Genomic DNA, 16061 nt, shown 5'->3' on the forward strand with positions numbered 1-16061 from the left:
GGCGAAATCTCGCTCACTTGGCGGCGACGATGCCGTCGCACTTGCGCCCGGCCATCCCGCCTGCCAGCCAGGCCTCGCTCTTGATGCCCTCGGGCGGGTTCGCGCATTCGGCCGGGAAGCGCATGGCGTTGCGTACCGATACCGTCTTCTTTTCCGCGTCGAAGAACGCCTCGCCGACGGCCATGTCCTGGATCGCCTGATGGCCGTTGCCCAACGCGAGCCGGATGGTGCCGCTCGGGGTCTCGATGCTGCGGCCCTTGAGCGCCTTGATCAGCGCCGGCGTGCCAGTGCCGCCCGCCTTGGCGGCGCTGTCGTAGGCGGCCTTGAGCGCGAGCAGCGTGTTGGTGTACTGGTAGGCGGTATAGACCGGTGCGTCCTTGTAGCGGCTCTGGTAATTGGTGGTGAACCAGTCGTTGAGTGCCGACTTGGGCGCGAACAGGCCGTTGGTGCCGCGAGCGGTGAACACCACGCCGTCGGGGATCTGCGCACCCATCCGATACATGGACAGTTCGAGTAGTGGCGCGTAGATCTTCGAGGGCTCATGCAGGCCGCGCGGACGCATCTGGGTGAAGAAAGCCTCCAGGTCGGCGCCGGCCATCGAGGTGTGGATGATGTCGGGCCGCTTCGTGGCGAGTGCCGAGATCTCGGCCGCGTACTGGCCCGAGCCCGGCGTCGGCCATTGCTCGGCAACCACCTCGATGCCGGGCATCACCGCCTTGAGCGCGGCGCTGAAGTCGCGCCATGCATCCTGCCCCAGCGCGTAGTTCGGGTTGATGTGGCCCACCGTCTTCGCGGCCGGCATGCGGGCCTGCGCGTAGAGCGCGAGCGCGACGCTGTCCATCGTGGTCGAGCCCGTCGTGCGGAACACGTACTCGTACTTGCCGTCCTCGAAGATGCGCGGGGTGGCACAGGTGGACATCACCGTGAGGACCTTGAGTTCCTCGGCCACGGGTGCGATCGCGACGCAGGTGGCGGCCGAGCCGAAACCCATCACCGCATCGGCGCCCTGGCGCTCCACCAATGCGCGGAACTCCGCGACCTGCTTGGCATTGCCGCCGTTCTCGTCGAGGAAGATCAGTTCGACCTCCTTGCCGCCCAGCCCCTTGCCGGTGTTGTAGGGGGCCGGCAACTCGCCCTTGTTGATAGCTTCGGCCAGCATGCGTGCGGCGTTCTGGCCGGGCCCGTTCACCACTGACAGCGGGCCGGTCAATGGCGTGACGACGGCGATGCGCACCTTGCCGGTCTGTGCGATGGTGCTCGCGGCGCTGAACAAGGACGCTGCGCCGAGCGCGACGGCGATCCAGCGAAAGTTGCTTTGGAATTTCATGTCATTGTCTCCTGGTGGTCGATCGGACTGCGCTTGTCGAGCCTCGGCAGCGTCCTTCACGACCGTCCGTTTATCGGAATGTCTCCGTACACTGGTCATCGGATTGTTTTCTAATAGGTGAAAACAAAATAGATACCTGTCCGATAAATGAACACGAAAACGACCTCCGATGCAGGCTCCCTTAAACGAGGGGTTGCGTTGCTCAAGCTGCTGGCGACGGCCGGGCGCAAGGGCCTGGCGCTGACCGAACTGGCATCGAAGGCGCAGTTGCCGCATCCCTCGGCACACCGGGTGCTGGCGCAACTGATTGCCGAGAACCTGGCGGTGCACGACTCTCAGACGCGTCGCTACCGGCTGGGGCCGCTCGCCTTCGAGCTGGGGGTGGCCGGCTCGACGATGCACGACATCCGTGACCTGTGCGACGGCGCGATGAATTCACTCGCGAAGGAGACGGGCGACACGGTCTACCTGGTAGTGCGCAGCGGCTTCGACGCCGTGTGCATGCACCGGCGCGAAGGCGAGTTCCCGATCCGTGCGCTGGTGCTCGAGGTCGGCAGCCGGCGGCCATTGGGCGTCGGTGCAGGCGGGCTTGCGATCCTCTCCGCGATCGATGAGGAGGAGCGTCTGGAAATCATCGAACGCGTTGCACCGAACCTGGCGGCGTTCGGCAAGTTGACGGCGCAGGACTTGGCGGAAGCTTGCATCCAGACGCGAGCTGATGGCGCTGCCGTCATTCAGAACCGGGTGAGCCTCGGCGTGCGCGCGGTGGGCGTTGCGTTTCGTAATTCAATGTCACACGCGGTGGGCGCACTCAGCGTGGCCGCCTTGACCCAGCGCCTGAATCAGCGGCGCACGCAGCAGATCAGCGAGATGCTCCGCAAAGCAACACAGGATGTCGAGGTGCTGATGCGCAAGCGCAGCGGGCCTTAGACTAGCCGCGCCGGCCGTTTTCGCCCAGGCTTCCTCCGACAAGCCGCTTCGCATCATCGCGGCCGGCCCGGCCGGCGCCGCCACCGACATCGTGGCGCGCCTTCTGGCCGACGGCCTGCAGAAGGAGCTGAACCAGACGGTGATCGTCGATCCGAAGCCGGGCGCCGGCGGCGCTGTGGCGGTCAACGACCTGATGCAGGCGCCGCGCGACGGCAACACGGTGCTCGTCGCGCTCAATGCGCTGGTCAGCGAGATCCCTCATATCGTCAAGCTGCGCTTCGACATGGCCAAGGAAATCAAACCGATCGCCGAGTTGGGGCGCGCAGGGATCGTGATGGTGGGTCATCCTTCGGTGCCAGCGAAGAACCTGGGCGAGATGATCGCCTATGTGAAGGACAACCCGGGCAAGGTGAGCTACGCCTCCTACAGCGCCGGCACCCTGTCGCATGTGATGGGGCTGCAGCTGAACAAGGCCGCCGGCATCGACATGTCGCATGTCGGTTACAAGGGCTCGACCCCCGCGCTCACCGACGTGATGGGTGGGCACGTGCCGCTGATGTTCGACGGGATCCCGACCGCGCTTCCGATGATCAAGGCCGGCAAGATCGTGCCCTACGCCGTCAGCCTGCCCCAGCGTTCGCCACTGCTGCCCAATGTGCCGACGTTCACCGAACTTGGCTACCCGCAGCTCGAGGCGACGGGCTGGCAGGGCCTGTGGGTCACGCCCGACGTGCCGGCCGCGGCGCAGAACCGGCTACGTGAAGCCGCGCTGAAAGTGATGGCGCAGCCCGCGACGCGCGAGGGTTCTGTCGCGGTAACGGCGCGGAGCCCAGTGGAGCCAGACTATCGCCTGCCGCTCAAAAGGCCAGCGAGTAGAACTTCGATGCTGCGGGCGTGACTTGGCCTTCAGCGCAATCGAGCTGGCCCTTCTTGATCATGTGCATCAACTCAATGCCGGCAATGAGAATGCGTGCGCAACGAAAGGTCTTGAATCCGAGCATGGGCCGCACGATGCGCTTGATCGCGCGGTGGTCCTGCTCCGCGATGTTGTTCAAGTATTTGCTCTGACGCAATTCGATGTCCGCGCCAGAGTCATCGTTGACGCTTTGGATGGCAGCCGTGTTGGCGCCGCTCTTGTCGATGGTGATCTTTTCGGGCATACCGTGCAGGCCGATGGCGCGCTCCAGAAATCGCCGCGCAGCTGTGTGGTCTCGCTTGGCACGCAACAGAAAGTCGATGGTGTCGCCATCGCGGTCGACCCCCCGGTACAGGTATTTCCACTGGCCGGCGACCTTGATGTAGATCTCGTCCATGCGCCAACTCGCGCTCACCGGGCGTTTGCGTCGTCGGAACACTGCGGCCAGCACCGGCAAGATCTTCATGGCCCAACGATGGACCGTGGCGTGATCGACGCACACGCCGCGCTCGGCCATCATCTCTTCGATGTGCCGCAGGCTCAGCGGGTAGGCTGCATACCAGCGCACGCAGGTGAGCATCACATCCAAGGGATAGTGCAGCCGCTTGATCACCTTGCGCAGAGCGTCGATCATCGTCGGCGCTTCGTTTTTCATTTCAGCGCAGGTTACCGTGCGTCGTTACCGCGACAGAACCCTTGAACAACATGGTCGAGCAGGACCATCGAGGCGTGAAGTCGCGCATCAGGCCCATGCTCGGTTTCAAGGTCTTCGACCGCGCGGCGGTGACAATCGCCGGCAGTCGAACTGGTGCAGCGCATCCGCAAGGGCCAGTTCCATCTGGGCCGGCTGCGCACTGCGGGCCAAGCCGCGCCCGCGATCTGGAACGCGGTGCTTTCGGCTTGACCGGCGCAACGCGCTCACGAAGTCGTTCGGGCACGCAGAAAATTTGCACCAGCGCCGAGGTGTGGAGGTCCTCGGCAAGCAGGCCGGTTTGAAGCTGAATTGGCGGGCACCGCGGCCCCTTGCCGTCGCGAGGCCATGAAGTATATTCAAGGCCATCAACGAAGGCTTGGATGGCAACTGATAGAGCAGCACGGACGAAGGCGAGCGGTGGCGCCGCGGTCGAGGACCGCCCGACCCAGCTGATCGAGATCGCGTCCCGCCTCTTCGCCACACATGGCTACGCCGGCACCTCGCTGCGCGACATCGCGCAGCAAGCCAACATCACCAAGGCTGCGCTCTACTACCACTTCCCCAACAAGGAAGCGCTTTACGAGCAGATCGTCGTCGACAACCTCCAGGCCCTGATCGATCGCGTGAGCGACGCGGTAGAGCAGGCCGATGGGGCCACCGAGCAGGTGCGCGCCTTTATGCTCACCGCGGCGGACGTCTTTGCGGAAGCGCCCGACGCCTGGATCGCCGCATCCAATGTCTTCTGGTCCAGCATGGGCCCACAGATCCGCGAAGCCGCGGTCGGCCGCCGAGACAGGTTCGAGAAGCTGCTGCGCGCCTGCATCGCCAAAGGGATTGCCTCGGGCGAGTTTCGCGAGGTCGAGGCGGCGACAGCGGGGCGCCTGTTGCTGTCGACACTCAATCAGATGACGCGATGGATCAAGCCGGACGGGCGGCTGAAGCCGCGACAGGTGATCGAGCAGTATCTCGACATCATCCTGGTCGGGATGAAGGCGCCAGGGGCGGCCAAGGGCGTGAGGGCCACGGGCCGTCGGGCGGCGCCGAAGCCCTGAGGCCAGGGTCCTGCCGTGCGCTATCGCCGCACGGCGCATCCATTCAGGGATTTCACGCTGACCCGGGGTCGTCCTGGCTGCGTGGCTGCTCCGTTGCAGCCAGCAGTGCATGGATCGGATCGTTGCCCCGCACCCCACCGATCGGCTGCCGCGGACCGAAGCGTTCCGCCTCCGTCCCCTCCGGCGTGCCCAGATGCCGCACCCAGTCGTACACCACCGTGCGCTGCGCGATGCGCCACTCCTCTGCGCGCTTTTCGAAGCGATCGACGTAGCGACCGGCCAGGAAGACCTCGCGCGCGGTGCCTTGCGCATCGCGGTCGCGCTGCAGCGCCGTGAAGTAGGTCTCCACCGCGGCCTGCGTGCCGCGCAGGGTGATCGATAGATTGGCGACGTTGTGCACCGAACGCTCGCCCTGGGTGCGCAACTTCTCCAAGGCCCAGTCGATGAAGCCCGTGGCGCTGCCCTGATAGGGCCCGTGGCGGTCCGTCGCGTCCGGCCAGTAGGCGCTGCGCAGGGCCGCCTCGTCCTGGCGATCGATGCCGCGGCAATAGCGAAACATGCACTCGCGGATGGCCTCGCGGTCCATCAACTCGGCCACGCGTTGGATCATCTCGTTACTGTCCATAGGGTATCTCCTGATCTTTAAGGCTATGCGAACTTACTAACCGGCCGGTAGAATTTTCTGCAAATAGAGCACGGAAGACAAGCATGGCTTTACGCATGGAAGGCAAGGTTGCCCTGGTGACAGGCGGCGCGCAAGGCATTGGGCGCGCCATCTGCGATCGCTTCGCGGCCGAAGGCGCGATCGTCGCGGTGCTCGACATCAAGGCCGACAATGCCGAGCGCGCTGCGCAGGCGATCCGCGAGCGGGGCGGGCAGGCCGTGGCCTGCACGGGCAATGTGGCCGAACGAGCCACCTTCGAGTCGGCGGTCGCCACCCTCGAACGTCTGTACGGCCGGCTCGACGTGCTGGTCAACAACGCCATCTGGGTGCGCTACGGCCCCATCGACGCGATCACGCCCGAGGTGCTCGATCGCATGGTCGGCACCGGCTTCAAGTCGGTGGTCTGGGGCACGCAGGTCGCCGCCGCCTTGATGGCCAAGGGCCGTGGCGGCTCCATCATCAACATCGCGTCGGCCGCCGGCTTCCTCGGCATGCCAAACGGGCTGATCTATTGCGGCGTCAAGGCCGGCGTGCTGGGCCTGACGCGCGCCTCGGCGGTCGAGCTCGGGCCGAAGAAGATTCGCGTCAACGCCATCGCGCCCGGCACCATCATGACCGAGGGCGTGAGCATCAACGTCGACGAAGCCGGCATGGCGAAGCGCATCGCTCGCACGCCGGTAGGGCGCCTGGGTCAGGTCGAGGACATCGCGAATGCCGCCGTGTTCCTGGCGGGCGATGACAGCGGCTTCATGACCGGCGAATCGATGCTGATCGACGGCGGTGTGACCCACGCATTCCTCTGATCAGGCATCGCCCATGCATTCGCTCCATCCTCTCTTTTTTCCGTCGTCGGTGGCGATCATCGGCGCGTCGTCCGACCCCGAGCGCATCGGCGGGCGGCCGCTTCGCTTCCTGGTCGAGGCGGGCTTCGCCGGCGCGTTGTACCCCGTCAACCGCAGCGGCGCCGCCGAGATCCAGGGCCTGCCCGCCTTCGCCAGCCTGGCTGACGTGCCCGGCGCGGTGGACCATGCCATCGTCGCGGTGCCCGTGCCGGGGGTCGAGGCCGCGCTGCAGGACTGTGCCCGCAAGGGCGTGAAGGTGGTCCAGGTCTTCACCGCGGGCTTCGCGGAGGCCGATGCCGCGGGGGCCGAGCTGCAGGCCCGGCTGGTGCGCATCTGCCGCGAAGCGGGCATGCGCATGGTCGGCCCGAATGCGCTGGGGCTGCTCAATCCGTCGGCGAAGTTCTACGCGACCTTCTCCACCGCCCTGAACGGCCTGCGGCCCAAGCCGGGCGTGATCGGCATGGCCACGCAGAGCGGCGCCTTCGGCTCGGCCGCGTACGGCATGGCGACCTTGCGCGGCATCGGGCTGAGCCGCGTGATCGCGACCGGCAACGAGGCCGACGTGGACGTGGCGGAATGCATCGACTACCTGGTCGACGACATCGACACGCGCGTGATCTGCGCCGCACTGGAGGCCTGCAAGGACGGCGCTCGACTGCGCGCGGCACTGCGCAAGGCCGCCGCCGCCGGCAAGCCGGTGGTCATCATGAAGATCGGCCGGACCGAGGTCGGCGCAGCCGCTGCCGCAACGCACACCGGCTCCCTGGCAGGCAATGATGCGATCTACGACGCCGTGTTCGCCGAATGCGGCGCGCACCGCGCGGCTTCGATCGAGGAGATGCTCGACATCGCGCACCTGTGCGCCGTCACCGGCCGGTTGCCGGCCAACGAGCGCATCGGCATCATGACCGGCTCGGGCGGCATCGGCATCTTGATGGCGGACGACGCGTCCGATCTCGGCATGGCGCTGCCGCCGCTCACCACCGAGTCGGCCGACGCCCTGCGCGAACTGCTGCCCTTCGCGGTGCCGGCCAACCCCTACGACACCACCGCGCAGGTCACGGCGGTTCCCGACGGCGTGGCCCGCGTGCTCGACGCGATGCTGCTGCCCGGCTCGCCCTTCGGCACCCTGTTCGCCTACCTGGCCCATGTCGGCCTGTCGCCGTCGCGCTTCGCGTCGACCGAGCAGCGCATGGTCGAGATACGGGCGGCGCATCCGGACCGGCCGCTGGTGCTGGTGATGCTGTCGGAGCAGGGCGTGACCGAACGGCTCGAGGCCGCGGGCGTCGCCGTGTTCGCCGATCCGTCCCGCGCGGTGCGCGCGGTCGCCGGTGCGGCGCGCATGGCCAGACTGCGGCGCGGGATGCGCGGCGACAGCGCAGCCGCAAGCGGCTCGCTGCCCCTGCCGCAGGCCGCGACCGAGGCCGAGGCCAAAGCGATCCTCGGCGCGGCCGGCATCCCCGTGCTGCCAGAACAGACCTGCACCAGTGCCGAGTCGGCCGCGCGTGCCGCGGACGGCATGGGCTACCCGGTGGTCGCGAAGATCGTCTCCGCCGACATCCCGCACAAGACCGAGGTCGGCGGCGTGCTCGTGGACCTGCCGGATGCCTGCGCGGTCGCTGCTGCCTACGACACGCTGATGTCCCGTGCGGCCGAGCGTGCGCCGCAGGCCCGCATCGACGGCGTGCTGATCGCGCCGATGGTGCGCGGCGGCGTCGAAACCATCATCGGCATCCACATGGATGCGGTGTTTGGCCCGATGGTCATGTTCGGCCTGGGCGGCACCGCAGTGGAGTTGTTCAAGGACGTGGCCTTCGCCTCCGCGCCGCTCACGCCCGCGCAGGCGATGTCGCTGGTCGACGCAGTGCGATCGTCGGCCCTGCTCAAGGGCTGGCGCGGCGGGCCGTCCTACGACACGCAGGCCCTGGCCGATGCGCTCAGCCGCCTGTCGGAATTCGCGGTGCGCCATGCCGACCACCTGGCCGGCATCGACATCAACCCCTTCGTCGTCAAGCCCCAGGGGGGCGTGTGCCTGGATGCCCTGATCTCCATGCGCCAAGCTCCCGTCAACCCCAGCCCGAGAGAACACACATGATGGACCTCAAGACACTCCTTCTGACGATCGAGGACGGCATCGCCGTCGTCACGCTGAACCGCCCGCCGGTCAATGCACAGAACGCCGAGATGCGCGCGGAGATCACGGAAGTGTTCGACACGCTCAGCGACATGGACGAGGTCGCCGCCATCGTGTTGACCGGCACCGGCAAGCTGTTCTCGGCCGGCGCCGACATCCGCGAGCGGCCCAACCTGGCGGCCACGCCAGGCGCCTATGGCCGGCACAACCGGCTGGTGCGCGAGTCGTACTACGCGGTGGTCGAATGCGCCAAGCCCGTGATCGCCGCCATCAACGGCGCCGCGCTCGGCGCGGGCTTCGGCTTGGTGATGGGATCGGACATCTGGGTCGCCTCGGAGGACGCCTATGTCTCGATGCCCGAGATCAACGTCGGCCTGGCCGGCGGCGTCACCTTCTTGCAGAAGTTCTTCAGCCAGTCGCGCGCGCGCCGCATGTTCTATACGGGCATGCAGGTGTCGGCGCAGGAGCTGTACCGGCTCGGCCTGGTGGAAGCCTGCCTGCCGGYCGCCGAGCTGATGCCCTATGCGATGGGCATCGCGCGCGAGATCGCATCCAAGAGCCCGATCGCCGTGCGCCTGGCCAAGGAAGCCGCGCGCATGACGCTGACGATGCCGCCGCGCGACGCCTATCGCTACGAGCAGGGCAACACGGTGGCGCTGTCGAAGACCGAAGACACCAAGGAAGCACAGCGGGCCTTCTTCGAGAAGCGCAAGCCGGTCTTCACCGGACGCTGAGCCAGGCACTTCGTCCACATTCCACCGTTCCCCTCGCATCGCCATGTCCCAACGCCGAACCGCTTCATCGCCACCCGCCCGCGCGGGCGCGGCCGGCGCGCCGGACACGCGCGAGAACCAGTTGCTGGCCATCGCGCGCCGCCTGTTCGCGCGCGACGGTTACGAGCGCACCTCGCTGCGGGACATCGCGGAAGCCGCGGAAATCACCAAGGCCGCGCTGTACTACTACTTCCCGAACAAGGAGGCGCTGTACGAGCGGGTGGTGCTGGAGTCGATGCAGTCGCTGGTGGACGATGTCTGCGCCGCCGTGGCCGCCGAGGTCTCGCCGACGGCGCGCATCCGCGCCTTCATGCAGTCCTCGGCCGATGTGTTCGACCTGGCGCGCGACCGGTGGATCGCCGGCTCCCGGGCCTTCCGCGAAGGCGGCAGCGGAGGCCAGCACCTGGCCGCGATCGCGCTGCGCGACCGCTACGAGAGCCTGTTGCGGCAATGTATCGCCGAAGGCATCGCCAGCGGCGAGGTGCGCGCGATCGATCCAGCCATCGCGGGCCGATTCCTGCTCTCCGGCCTGAACCAGATGACCAACTGGCACCGGCCCGATGGCCGCCTGGGTGTCACCGAGGTGATGCTGCAGTTCCTGGATATGGCGCTGAACGGCTTGCTCGTCGAAGCGCGTCCGGCAGAAGCGGCAGACGCCAGGCCGCGCAACGCCCGGGGCCCGCGCGCGGCCCGTCCAGCCAAGGTCTGACCCATGAAAACCATGCTTTCCAGCTTCCTTGCTTTCGTCACTGACCGGCCGGCAGGTTATCTTGCGCGCAGGGCTGCGGCGACCGCACTGAGGGCTGCCGCCGCACTGGCCGCACTGGCCGGGCTGCCGGCGATGGCGCAGACCACGCCGTTTCCCGGGGGACCTGTCACGCTGATCGTGCCCTATGCGGCGGGCGGCCTCACCGACAACCTGGCCCGCGCGCTGGGCCAGCGCCTCGCCGAGCGCTGGGGCCAGCCGGTGGTGGTGGACAACCGCGCGGGCGGCGGCACGGTCATCGGCACGGCGGCCGCGGCCCGTGCGCCGGCGGACGGTCGGACCCTCCTGGTGACCAGCTTCGGCTTCACGACCAACCCGTTCATGGTGCCCAACCTGCCCTACAAGCAGAGCGCGTTGGAGCCGCTCGCGATGATCGCCGTCGCCCCGGCCATCTTGTTCGTGCATCCCTCGGTACCGGCCGACGACGTGCCGTCGCTGGTGAAGTACATCAGGACCTCGGGCAAGCCCTTCAGCTTCGCTTCGTCGGGCAACGGCTCGAGCCCCCACATCGGTGCCGAACTCTTCGCCTCGCAGATCGGCGTCAGCATTGTCCACGTGCCCTACCGCGGCAACGGGCCGGGCCTGAACGATCTGATCGGCGGCCAGGTGCAGGCCATGTTCGATTCGAAGGCTGCGCTGTCCTTCGTCAAGGCCGGCAAGCTCAAGGCGCTCGGCATCAGCTCGCTGAAGCCGTCAACGCTGGCACCCGATCTGAAGCCGATCGCGCAATCGGGCGTGCCCGAGTTGGCCAACTTCACGACCGCGAGCTGGTTCGGCGTGCTGGTGCCCGAGGGCACGCCGAAGCCGATCCAGAACCGGCTCTACGCCGACATCCGGGCGGTGCTGGACAGGCCGGACATGCGCGAGGCCATCGACCGCGCGGGCGTCGAGCCGCTGCCCATGACCCAGGCCGAATTCGCCGCCTACCTGAAGTCGGAAGCGGAACGCTGGGGCCCGGTGATCCGGGACAAGAACATCAAGTCGGATTGAGATCATGCAAGCACACGCACCCCTGGCGCTCGCCGACTTGAAGGTCGAAGGTCGCCTCAACGGCCGGCGCATTCTCGTCACCGGCGCGGCCTCCGGTATCGGCCGCTCGGTGGCGGAGCTCTTCCTGCGCGCCGGGGCGCGCGTCGCGGCGCTGGACCGGCACCGGCCGACCGGTCTGCCCGGCGAGGCGCTCTGCCTCGAAGCCGACGTGACCGATCCCGACGCCGTGGAACGCGCGGTGGCCGAAGCCGCCGATGCCTTCGGCGGCCTCGACGGCCTCGTCAACGCCGCCGGCATCGCCAACACCGACTGGGCCGACCAGGTGAGCCTGGCGGACTGGAAACGCGTGCTGGACGTGAACCTCACCGGCAGCTTCATCGTCTGCCGCGCCTGCCTGCCGCAGCTGCGCGGGGCCGGCGCGGGCACCATCGTCAACTTCGCGTCGGGCCAGGGCCTGGCGCCCTTCAAGCAGCGCAGCGCCTACGCGGCCTCGAAGGCCGGCGTGATCTCGCTCACCCGCTCGCTCGCGATGGAATGGGCACCGCAAGTGCGCGTCAACACCGTCTGCCCTGGCGCGGTCGATACACCCATGGTGCGCGGCGGCTACAGCCCCGAGGCCCTGCGCGAGCAGGTCGGCCCGCGCTACGCACTGGGCCGCATCGGCGAGCCGCACGAGATCGCGCTGGCTGCGCTCTACCTGAGCAGCGCCGAATCCTCCTTCGTCACCGGCATCGTGCTGGCGGTCGATGGCGGGCGCAGCTATCACTAGAAATGAGAAACACCCCCCGAAGCGCCTGCGGCGCCTCCCCCCTCAAGGGGGGCGATACCAGCGGCCCGGCGAAGCCGGTTCCGCGGTATCCCTGGCATTTGGCTGCGCCGGTTTCATGGGTCGCGGGTCACGCGATCACGTGGTGGAGCACTGAGACAAATCGGACCAAGGAGACTTCATGAACGGCCTGATGCAACAGCACCCCCTGCTGCTGTCCGGACTCATCGACCATGCCGCGGCCTTCCACGGCGACCGCGAGATCGTCAGCCACATGCCGGACGGCAGCACCCACCGCAGCAACTGGCGCGAAGTGCAACAGCGCGCGAAGCGCCTGGCCAATGCCCTGACGCACCTGGGTGTAGCCGCGGGCGACCGGGTCGCCACGCTGGCCTGGAACACGCACCGCCACCTGGAGCTGTACTTCGGCGTTTCGGGCATGCAGGCCATCCTGCACACGGTCAACCCACGGCTTTTTCCGGAGCAGATCGCCTACATCGTCAACCATGCCGAGGACGGCTATGTCTTCTTCGACAACAGCTTCGCCGCGACGCTGGCCGAACTGGCGCCCCAGCTGGGCCGCGTGAAGGGCTTCGTCGCGCTCTGCGAGCGTTCGCAGATGCCGGATGTGAAGCTGCCCAACCTGCTTTGCTACGAGGAACTGCTGGCCGACGCGTCACCTGATTTCGATTGGCCGGTCTTCGACGAGAACACCGCCTCGTCGCTCTGCTACACCTCGGGCACCACCGGCAACCCGAAGGGCGTGCTGTACAGCCACCGCTCGACGGTGCTGCATTCGTTCACCGCGTGCACGGCCGACGGCCTGGCCATGTCTGCGCGCGACAGCGTGCTGCTGGTGGTGCCGCTCTTTCATGTCAACGCCTGGGGCGTACCCTATGCGGGCGCGATGTGCGGCGCCAAGCTGGTGCTGCCCGGCCCGCATCTGTCGGGCGAAAACATCTATCGCCTGCTGCGGGAAGAGCGCTGCAATTTCTCGCTGGGTGTGCCCACCGTGTGGCTGGGCCTGTTCGACTACGTCGAGCGCAACCGCGCCTCGCTCGACCTGTCGGAGATTGCGCTCAAACGGCTGATCGTCGGTGGCTCGGCGGCGCCGCGCGCCATGATCCAGAAGTTCGAGGAGCTCTTCGGCGCCTACGTGATCCATGCCTGGGGCATGTCCGAGACCAGTCCGCTCGCGACCATCGGCACGCTGCTCGACAAACACAGCGACCTGGCGCTGCCGCAGCGCTACGACGTGCAGGCCAAGCAGGGCCGCGCGATCTACGGCGTGGAGATCGAGATCTTCGGCGAGGACGGCCGGCCGCTGCCGCACGACGGCAAGGCCTTCGGCGACCTGAAGGCGCGCGGGCCCTGGGTTGCTTCGGGCTACTACCGCGCCGACGGCGACGCGACCGATGCCGCGGGCTGGTTTCCGACCGGCGACGTCGCCACGCTCGACGCCCACGGCTTCGTGCAGATCACCGACCGTTCGAAGGACGTCATCAAATCCGGCGGCGAATGGATCTCGTCCATCGACCTCGAGAACGCCGCCGTGGGGCATCCCGGCGTGCAGGAGGCCGCCGTGATCGGCGTGGCTCACTCGCGCTGGCAGGAGCGCCCGCTGCTCCTGATCGTGCCCAAGCCCGACACGCAGCCCACGCGCGACGACATCCTGGCCTTCATGTCCGGCAAGGTCGCCAAGTGGTGGATGCCCGACGACGTGGTCTTCGTGGATGCGCTTCCCCATACCGCCACGGGCAAGTTGCAGAAGCTCAAGTTGCGCGAACAGTTCAGATTCCACCAGCTTCCGACGGACGTGGCCCCCAGCGGCCCCGCCGAATGAGGCGCGCGACGTTCCGCGCAGCACCAAGGCTCCCAACCCATGATTCATCTCGACGAAACCCAGACGATGCTGCGCGACAGCGTGCAGGCATTCCATGAGAGGCATCCGGCCCCCGCACGCGTGCGACGCCTGCGCGACCAGGCCATCCCCTTCGACCGAAACGTCTGGCGCGACATGGCAGAGGCGGGCTGGAGCGGGGTGCTGGTTCCCGAATCGCTCGGCGGTCACGGTCTGGGCGCGGCGGAGGCGATGCTGATCGCCAGCGAACTGGGACGCGGCCTGGCACCGGAGCCCTATGTCGCCTGTGGCTTGATGGTGGTGCAGGCGCTCGTGCCGCTCGCCAACGGCTCGGCGCCGGCCCGTGCGCTGCTCGAGCAGGTGCTGGCCGGCCGGACGCTGGCGGCGCTGGCCTGGCAGGAAGCCGCCGGCGCGCTGGACATCGACGAGGTCCGGATGCGCGCCGTCCGCAGGGGCGAGGGCTGGCAGCTGGAAGGGGCGACCAAGTGCTTCGTGCCGCTGGCCGACGCTGCCGACGGCTTCCTCGTCTACGCGCTGGAGGACGGCGATCCGGCGCTGTTCTGGATCACGCAGCCCGCCGCGATTCGCACGACCCGCACCGTCGACGGACTGAACTTCGGCGAAGTGGATGTCGAGGGCCTTGCGCTTGCGGCCGACGCCCGGCTCGCAAGCGGCCCGGCGGTGCGCGACGCCGTCGCGCAGGCGATCGAACTGGCCCGGCTGGCCAGCGCCTTCGAACTCGTCGGAGTGGCCGAACGCGCGCTGGACGCCACGGTGGCCTACACCTCTCAGCGGGTCCAGTTCGGCAAGCCCATCGCGTCGTTCCAGGCGCTGCAGCACCGCATGGTGGACATGTGGATGCATTGCCAGCTGGCGCGCGCCTCGGCCGAGAACGCATTGCTGGACTGGGCGCGCCCGGCCGACGAATCCACGCGCATCCAGTCGATCCGCGCGGCGCGCGCACGCGCCGGTGGCACGGCGCTGCTGGTCGCGAAGAGCGCGATCCAGCTGCACGGGGGCATGGGCATCGCCGACGAGACCGACATCGGCCTGTGCTTGAAGCGGGCGCTGGCGCTGTCGGCCTGGCTCGGCAATCCGCTGTGGCAGCGCACCCGGTTCCTGGACCAGTTGATGAAGAGCGGCCGCGTGCGCCAGTCCGACAACTCGCCCCTGGTGGCGCCCGAGAACGTCGACGTGGCCGAGCTGCCCGACGACGAGTTCCGTCGCGTGCTGGCGACCTGGATCGCCGCCAACTATCCGCCCGAGAAGCGCTTCATGAAGAAGCGCGCCTACTACGCCGACATCTCCGACTGGTATCAGGCGTTGTCGAAAAAGGGTTGGCTCGCACCCGCCTGGCCCAAGACGGCCGGCGGCATGGGCCTGTCGGCGACCAAGCAGGTGATCTACGCCGAGGAGATCGCACGCCATGGCTGCGCGCGCATTCCGGATCACGGCCTCGCCATCGGCAAGCTCCTGCTGATGCACGGCACGCCCGCTCAGATCGACTACCACCTGCCGCGCGTGCTGAGCGGCGAGATCATGTGGTGCCAGGGCTATTCCGAACCCAACGCGGGCTCCGACCTGGCCAGCCTGCGCACGCGCGCCGAGCGTGACGGCGATGTCCTGGTGGTCAATGGCCAGAAGACCTGGACCACGCTGGGTCCGGGGGCAGACTGGATGTTCGCGCTGGTGCGCACCAGCAAGGTCGACGGCGCCAAGCAGCGCGGCATCACCTTCTTGCTGATCGACCTCAAGACACCGGGCGTGAAGGTGCGGCCCATCGTCAACCTCAAGGGCGAGGGCGAGTTCAGCGAAGTCTTCTTCGACAACGTGCGCGTGCCGGTCTCGAACGTCGTGGGCCGCATCGACGACGGCTGGAGCGTTGCCAACTCCTTCCTTCGCGAAGAGCGCATCTTCTTCGGCACGCCTCGCCAGTGCGAATATGCACTGGCCCAGCTCGACCGACTGGCCGAGGCCACGAACGCACTCGCGACGGGCGACTTCCGCGACCGCTATGCGCAGCTCGTGCTCGACGTACGCGATCTCAAGGCCGCGTTCGAGCTCTTCATGGGGCGGCTGCGCGGCGGCGAAGAACTCGGGCCGGAGGTGTCCTACCTCAAGGTCTGGGGCACCGAGACCTACCAGCGCATCACGGACGAACTCGTGCAGCTCGCGGGCGACCACGGCGGCCAGATCGACGACGTGGTCATCGGCGGCATCGCGGCCGACGTGATGAACCAGTACCTCGACTCGCGCATGCCCGCCATCTTCGGCGGGTCGAACGAGATCCAGCGCAACATCCTCGCCAAGCAGATCCTGGCGCTGCCTTCGGGCCGCGCCTGATAC

At 67.7% G+C, this 16061-nt stretch carries 14 protein-coding genes and 1 pseudogene; 12 read left to right on the forward strand and 3 right to left on the reverse strand.

Annotated elements, in window-relative coordinates; genetic code table 11:
• Positions 1-13 precede the first annotated feature (13 nt).
• Positions 14-1327, reverse strand: coding sequence for an ABC transporter substrate-binding protein (locus AC1D2E_RS00315; protein ID WP_478195539.1), 1314 nt, complete (start codon positions 1325-1327; stop codon positions 14-16).
• Between the two features lie 147 nt (positions 1328-1474).
• Here AC1D2E_RS00315 and AC1D2E_RS00320 point away from each other — a divergent pair, with 147 nt between their 5' ends.
• The gene (locus tag AC1D2E_RS00320) at positions 1475-2257 is read left to right on the forward strand and encodes an IclR family transcriptional regulator (RefSeq protein ID WP_478195540.1); all 783 of its coding nucleotides are present in this window, start codon (positions 1475-1477) and stop codon (positions 2255-2257) included.
• Between the two features lie 91 nt (positions 2258-2348).
• Positions 2349-3155: a tripartite tricarboxylate transporter substrate binding protein gene (locus tag AC1D2E_RS00325; RefSeq protein ID WP_478195541.1), complete on the forward strand. Its 807-nt coding sequence runs from the start codon at positions 2349-2351 to the stop codon at positions 3153-3155.
• Here AC1D2E_RS00325 and AC1D2E_RS00330 read toward each other — a convergent pair.
• Positions 3115-3807, reverse strand: a complete 693-nt coding sequence (locus tag AC1D2E_RS00330) for an IS6 family transposase (RefSeq protein ID WP_478195684.1) — start codon at positions 3805-3807, stop codon at positions 3115-3117. The genes AC1D2E_RS00325 and AC1D2E_RS00330 overlap by 41 nt on opposite strands.
• A 62-nt stretch (positions 3808-3869) precedes the next feature.
• Here AC1D2E_RS00330 and AC1D2E_RS00335 point away from each other — a divergent pair.
• Both AC1D2E_RS00335 and AC1D2E_RS00340 read left to right on the forward strand, forming a co-directional pair.
• Positions 3870-4077 (forward strand): annotated as a pseudogene (locus AC1D2E_RS00335) (DDE-type integrase/transposase/recombinase); the annotation flags it as partial.
• A gap of 170 nt (positions 4078-4247) precedes the next feature.
• Positions 4248-4919: a TetR/AcrR family transcriptional regulator gene (locus AC1D2E_RS00340; RefSeq protein WP_478195542.1), complete on the forward strand. Its 672-nt coding sequence runs from the start codon at positions 4248-4250 to the stop codon at positions 4917-4919.
• A 52-nt stretch (positions 4920-4971) separates the two neighbouring features.
• Here AC1D2E_RS00340 and AC1D2E_RS00345 read toward each other — a convergent pair whose 3' ends face one another.
• Positions 4972-5544 carry a nuclear transport factor 2 family protein gene (locus AC1D2E_RS00345; RefSeq protein ID WP_478195543.1) on the reverse strand — a complete coding sequence of 191 codons (573 nt, stop codon included), beginning with the start codon at positions 5542-5544 and terminating at the stop codon, positions 4972-4974.
• Positions 5545-5627: 83 nt separating this feature from the next.
• On the opposite strand from AC1D2E_RS00345, the gene AC1D2E_RS00350 reads away from it, so the two are divergent.
• The 8 genes from AC1D2E_RS00350 (at position 5628) to AC1D2E_RS00385 (ending at position 16058) form a co-directional block, all read left to right on the forward strand.
• Entirely contained in the window at positions 5628-6386 is a 759-nt protein-coding gene (locus AC1D2E_RS00350; RefSeq protein ID WP_478195544.1) for an SDR family NAD(P)-dependent oxidoreductase, read from the forward strand.
• Positions 6387-6399: 13 nt separating this feature from the next.
• Entirely contained in the window at positions 6400-8520 is a 2121-nt protein-coding gene (locus AC1D2E_RS00355; RefSeq protein WP_478195545.1) for an acetate--CoA ligase family protein, read from the forward strand.
• Positions 8520-9293, forward strand: a complete 774-nt coding sequence (locus tag AC1D2E_RS00360; protein WP_478195685.1) for an enoyl-CoA hydratase/isomerase family protein — start codon at positions 8520-8522, stop codon at positions 9291-9293. Before AC1D2E_RS00355 ends, AC1D2E_RS00360 begins: the two co-directional genes overlap by 1 nt.
• Before the next feature lie 43 nt (positions 9294-9336).
• Positions 9337-10041, forward strand: a complete 705-nt coding sequence (locus tag AC1D2E_RS00365; RefSeq protein ID WP_478195546.1) for a TetR/AcrR family transcriptional regulator — start codon at positions 9337-9339, stop codon at positions 10039-10041.
• A 3-nt stretch (positions 10042-10044) separates the two neighbouring features.
• Positions 10045-11088, forward strand: coding sequence for a tripartite tricarboxylate transporter substrate binding protein (locus AC1D2E_RS00370; protein WP_478195547.1), 1044 nt, complete (start codon positions 10045-10047; stop codon positions 11086-11088).
• 4 nt (positions 11089-11092) lie between these two features.
• On the forward strand, positions 11093-11857 hold the full coding sequence (locus tag AC1D2E_RS00375; RefSeq protein WP_478195548.1) for an SDR family NAD(P)-dependent oxidoreductase: 765 nt from the start codon (positions 11093-11095) through the stop codon (positions 11855-11857).
• 178 nt (positions 11858-12035) lie between these two features.
• Positions 12036-13697, forward strand: coding sequence for a 3-(methylthio)propionyl-CoA ligase (locus AC1D2E_RS00380; protein ID WP_478195549.1), 1662 nt, complete (start codon positions 12036-12038; stop codon positions 13695-13697).
• A 39-nt stretch (positions 13698-13736) separates the two neighbouring features.
• On the forward strand, positions 13737-16058 hold the full coding sequence (locus AC1D2E_RS00385) for an acyl-CoA dehydrogenase (protein ID WP_478195550.1): 2322 nt from the start codon (positions 13737-13739) through the stop codon (positions 16056-16058).
• The last annotated feature ends 3 nt before the right edge of the window (positions 16059-16061 follow it).

Source organism: Variovorax sp. P1_H2 (assembly GCF_056405295.1).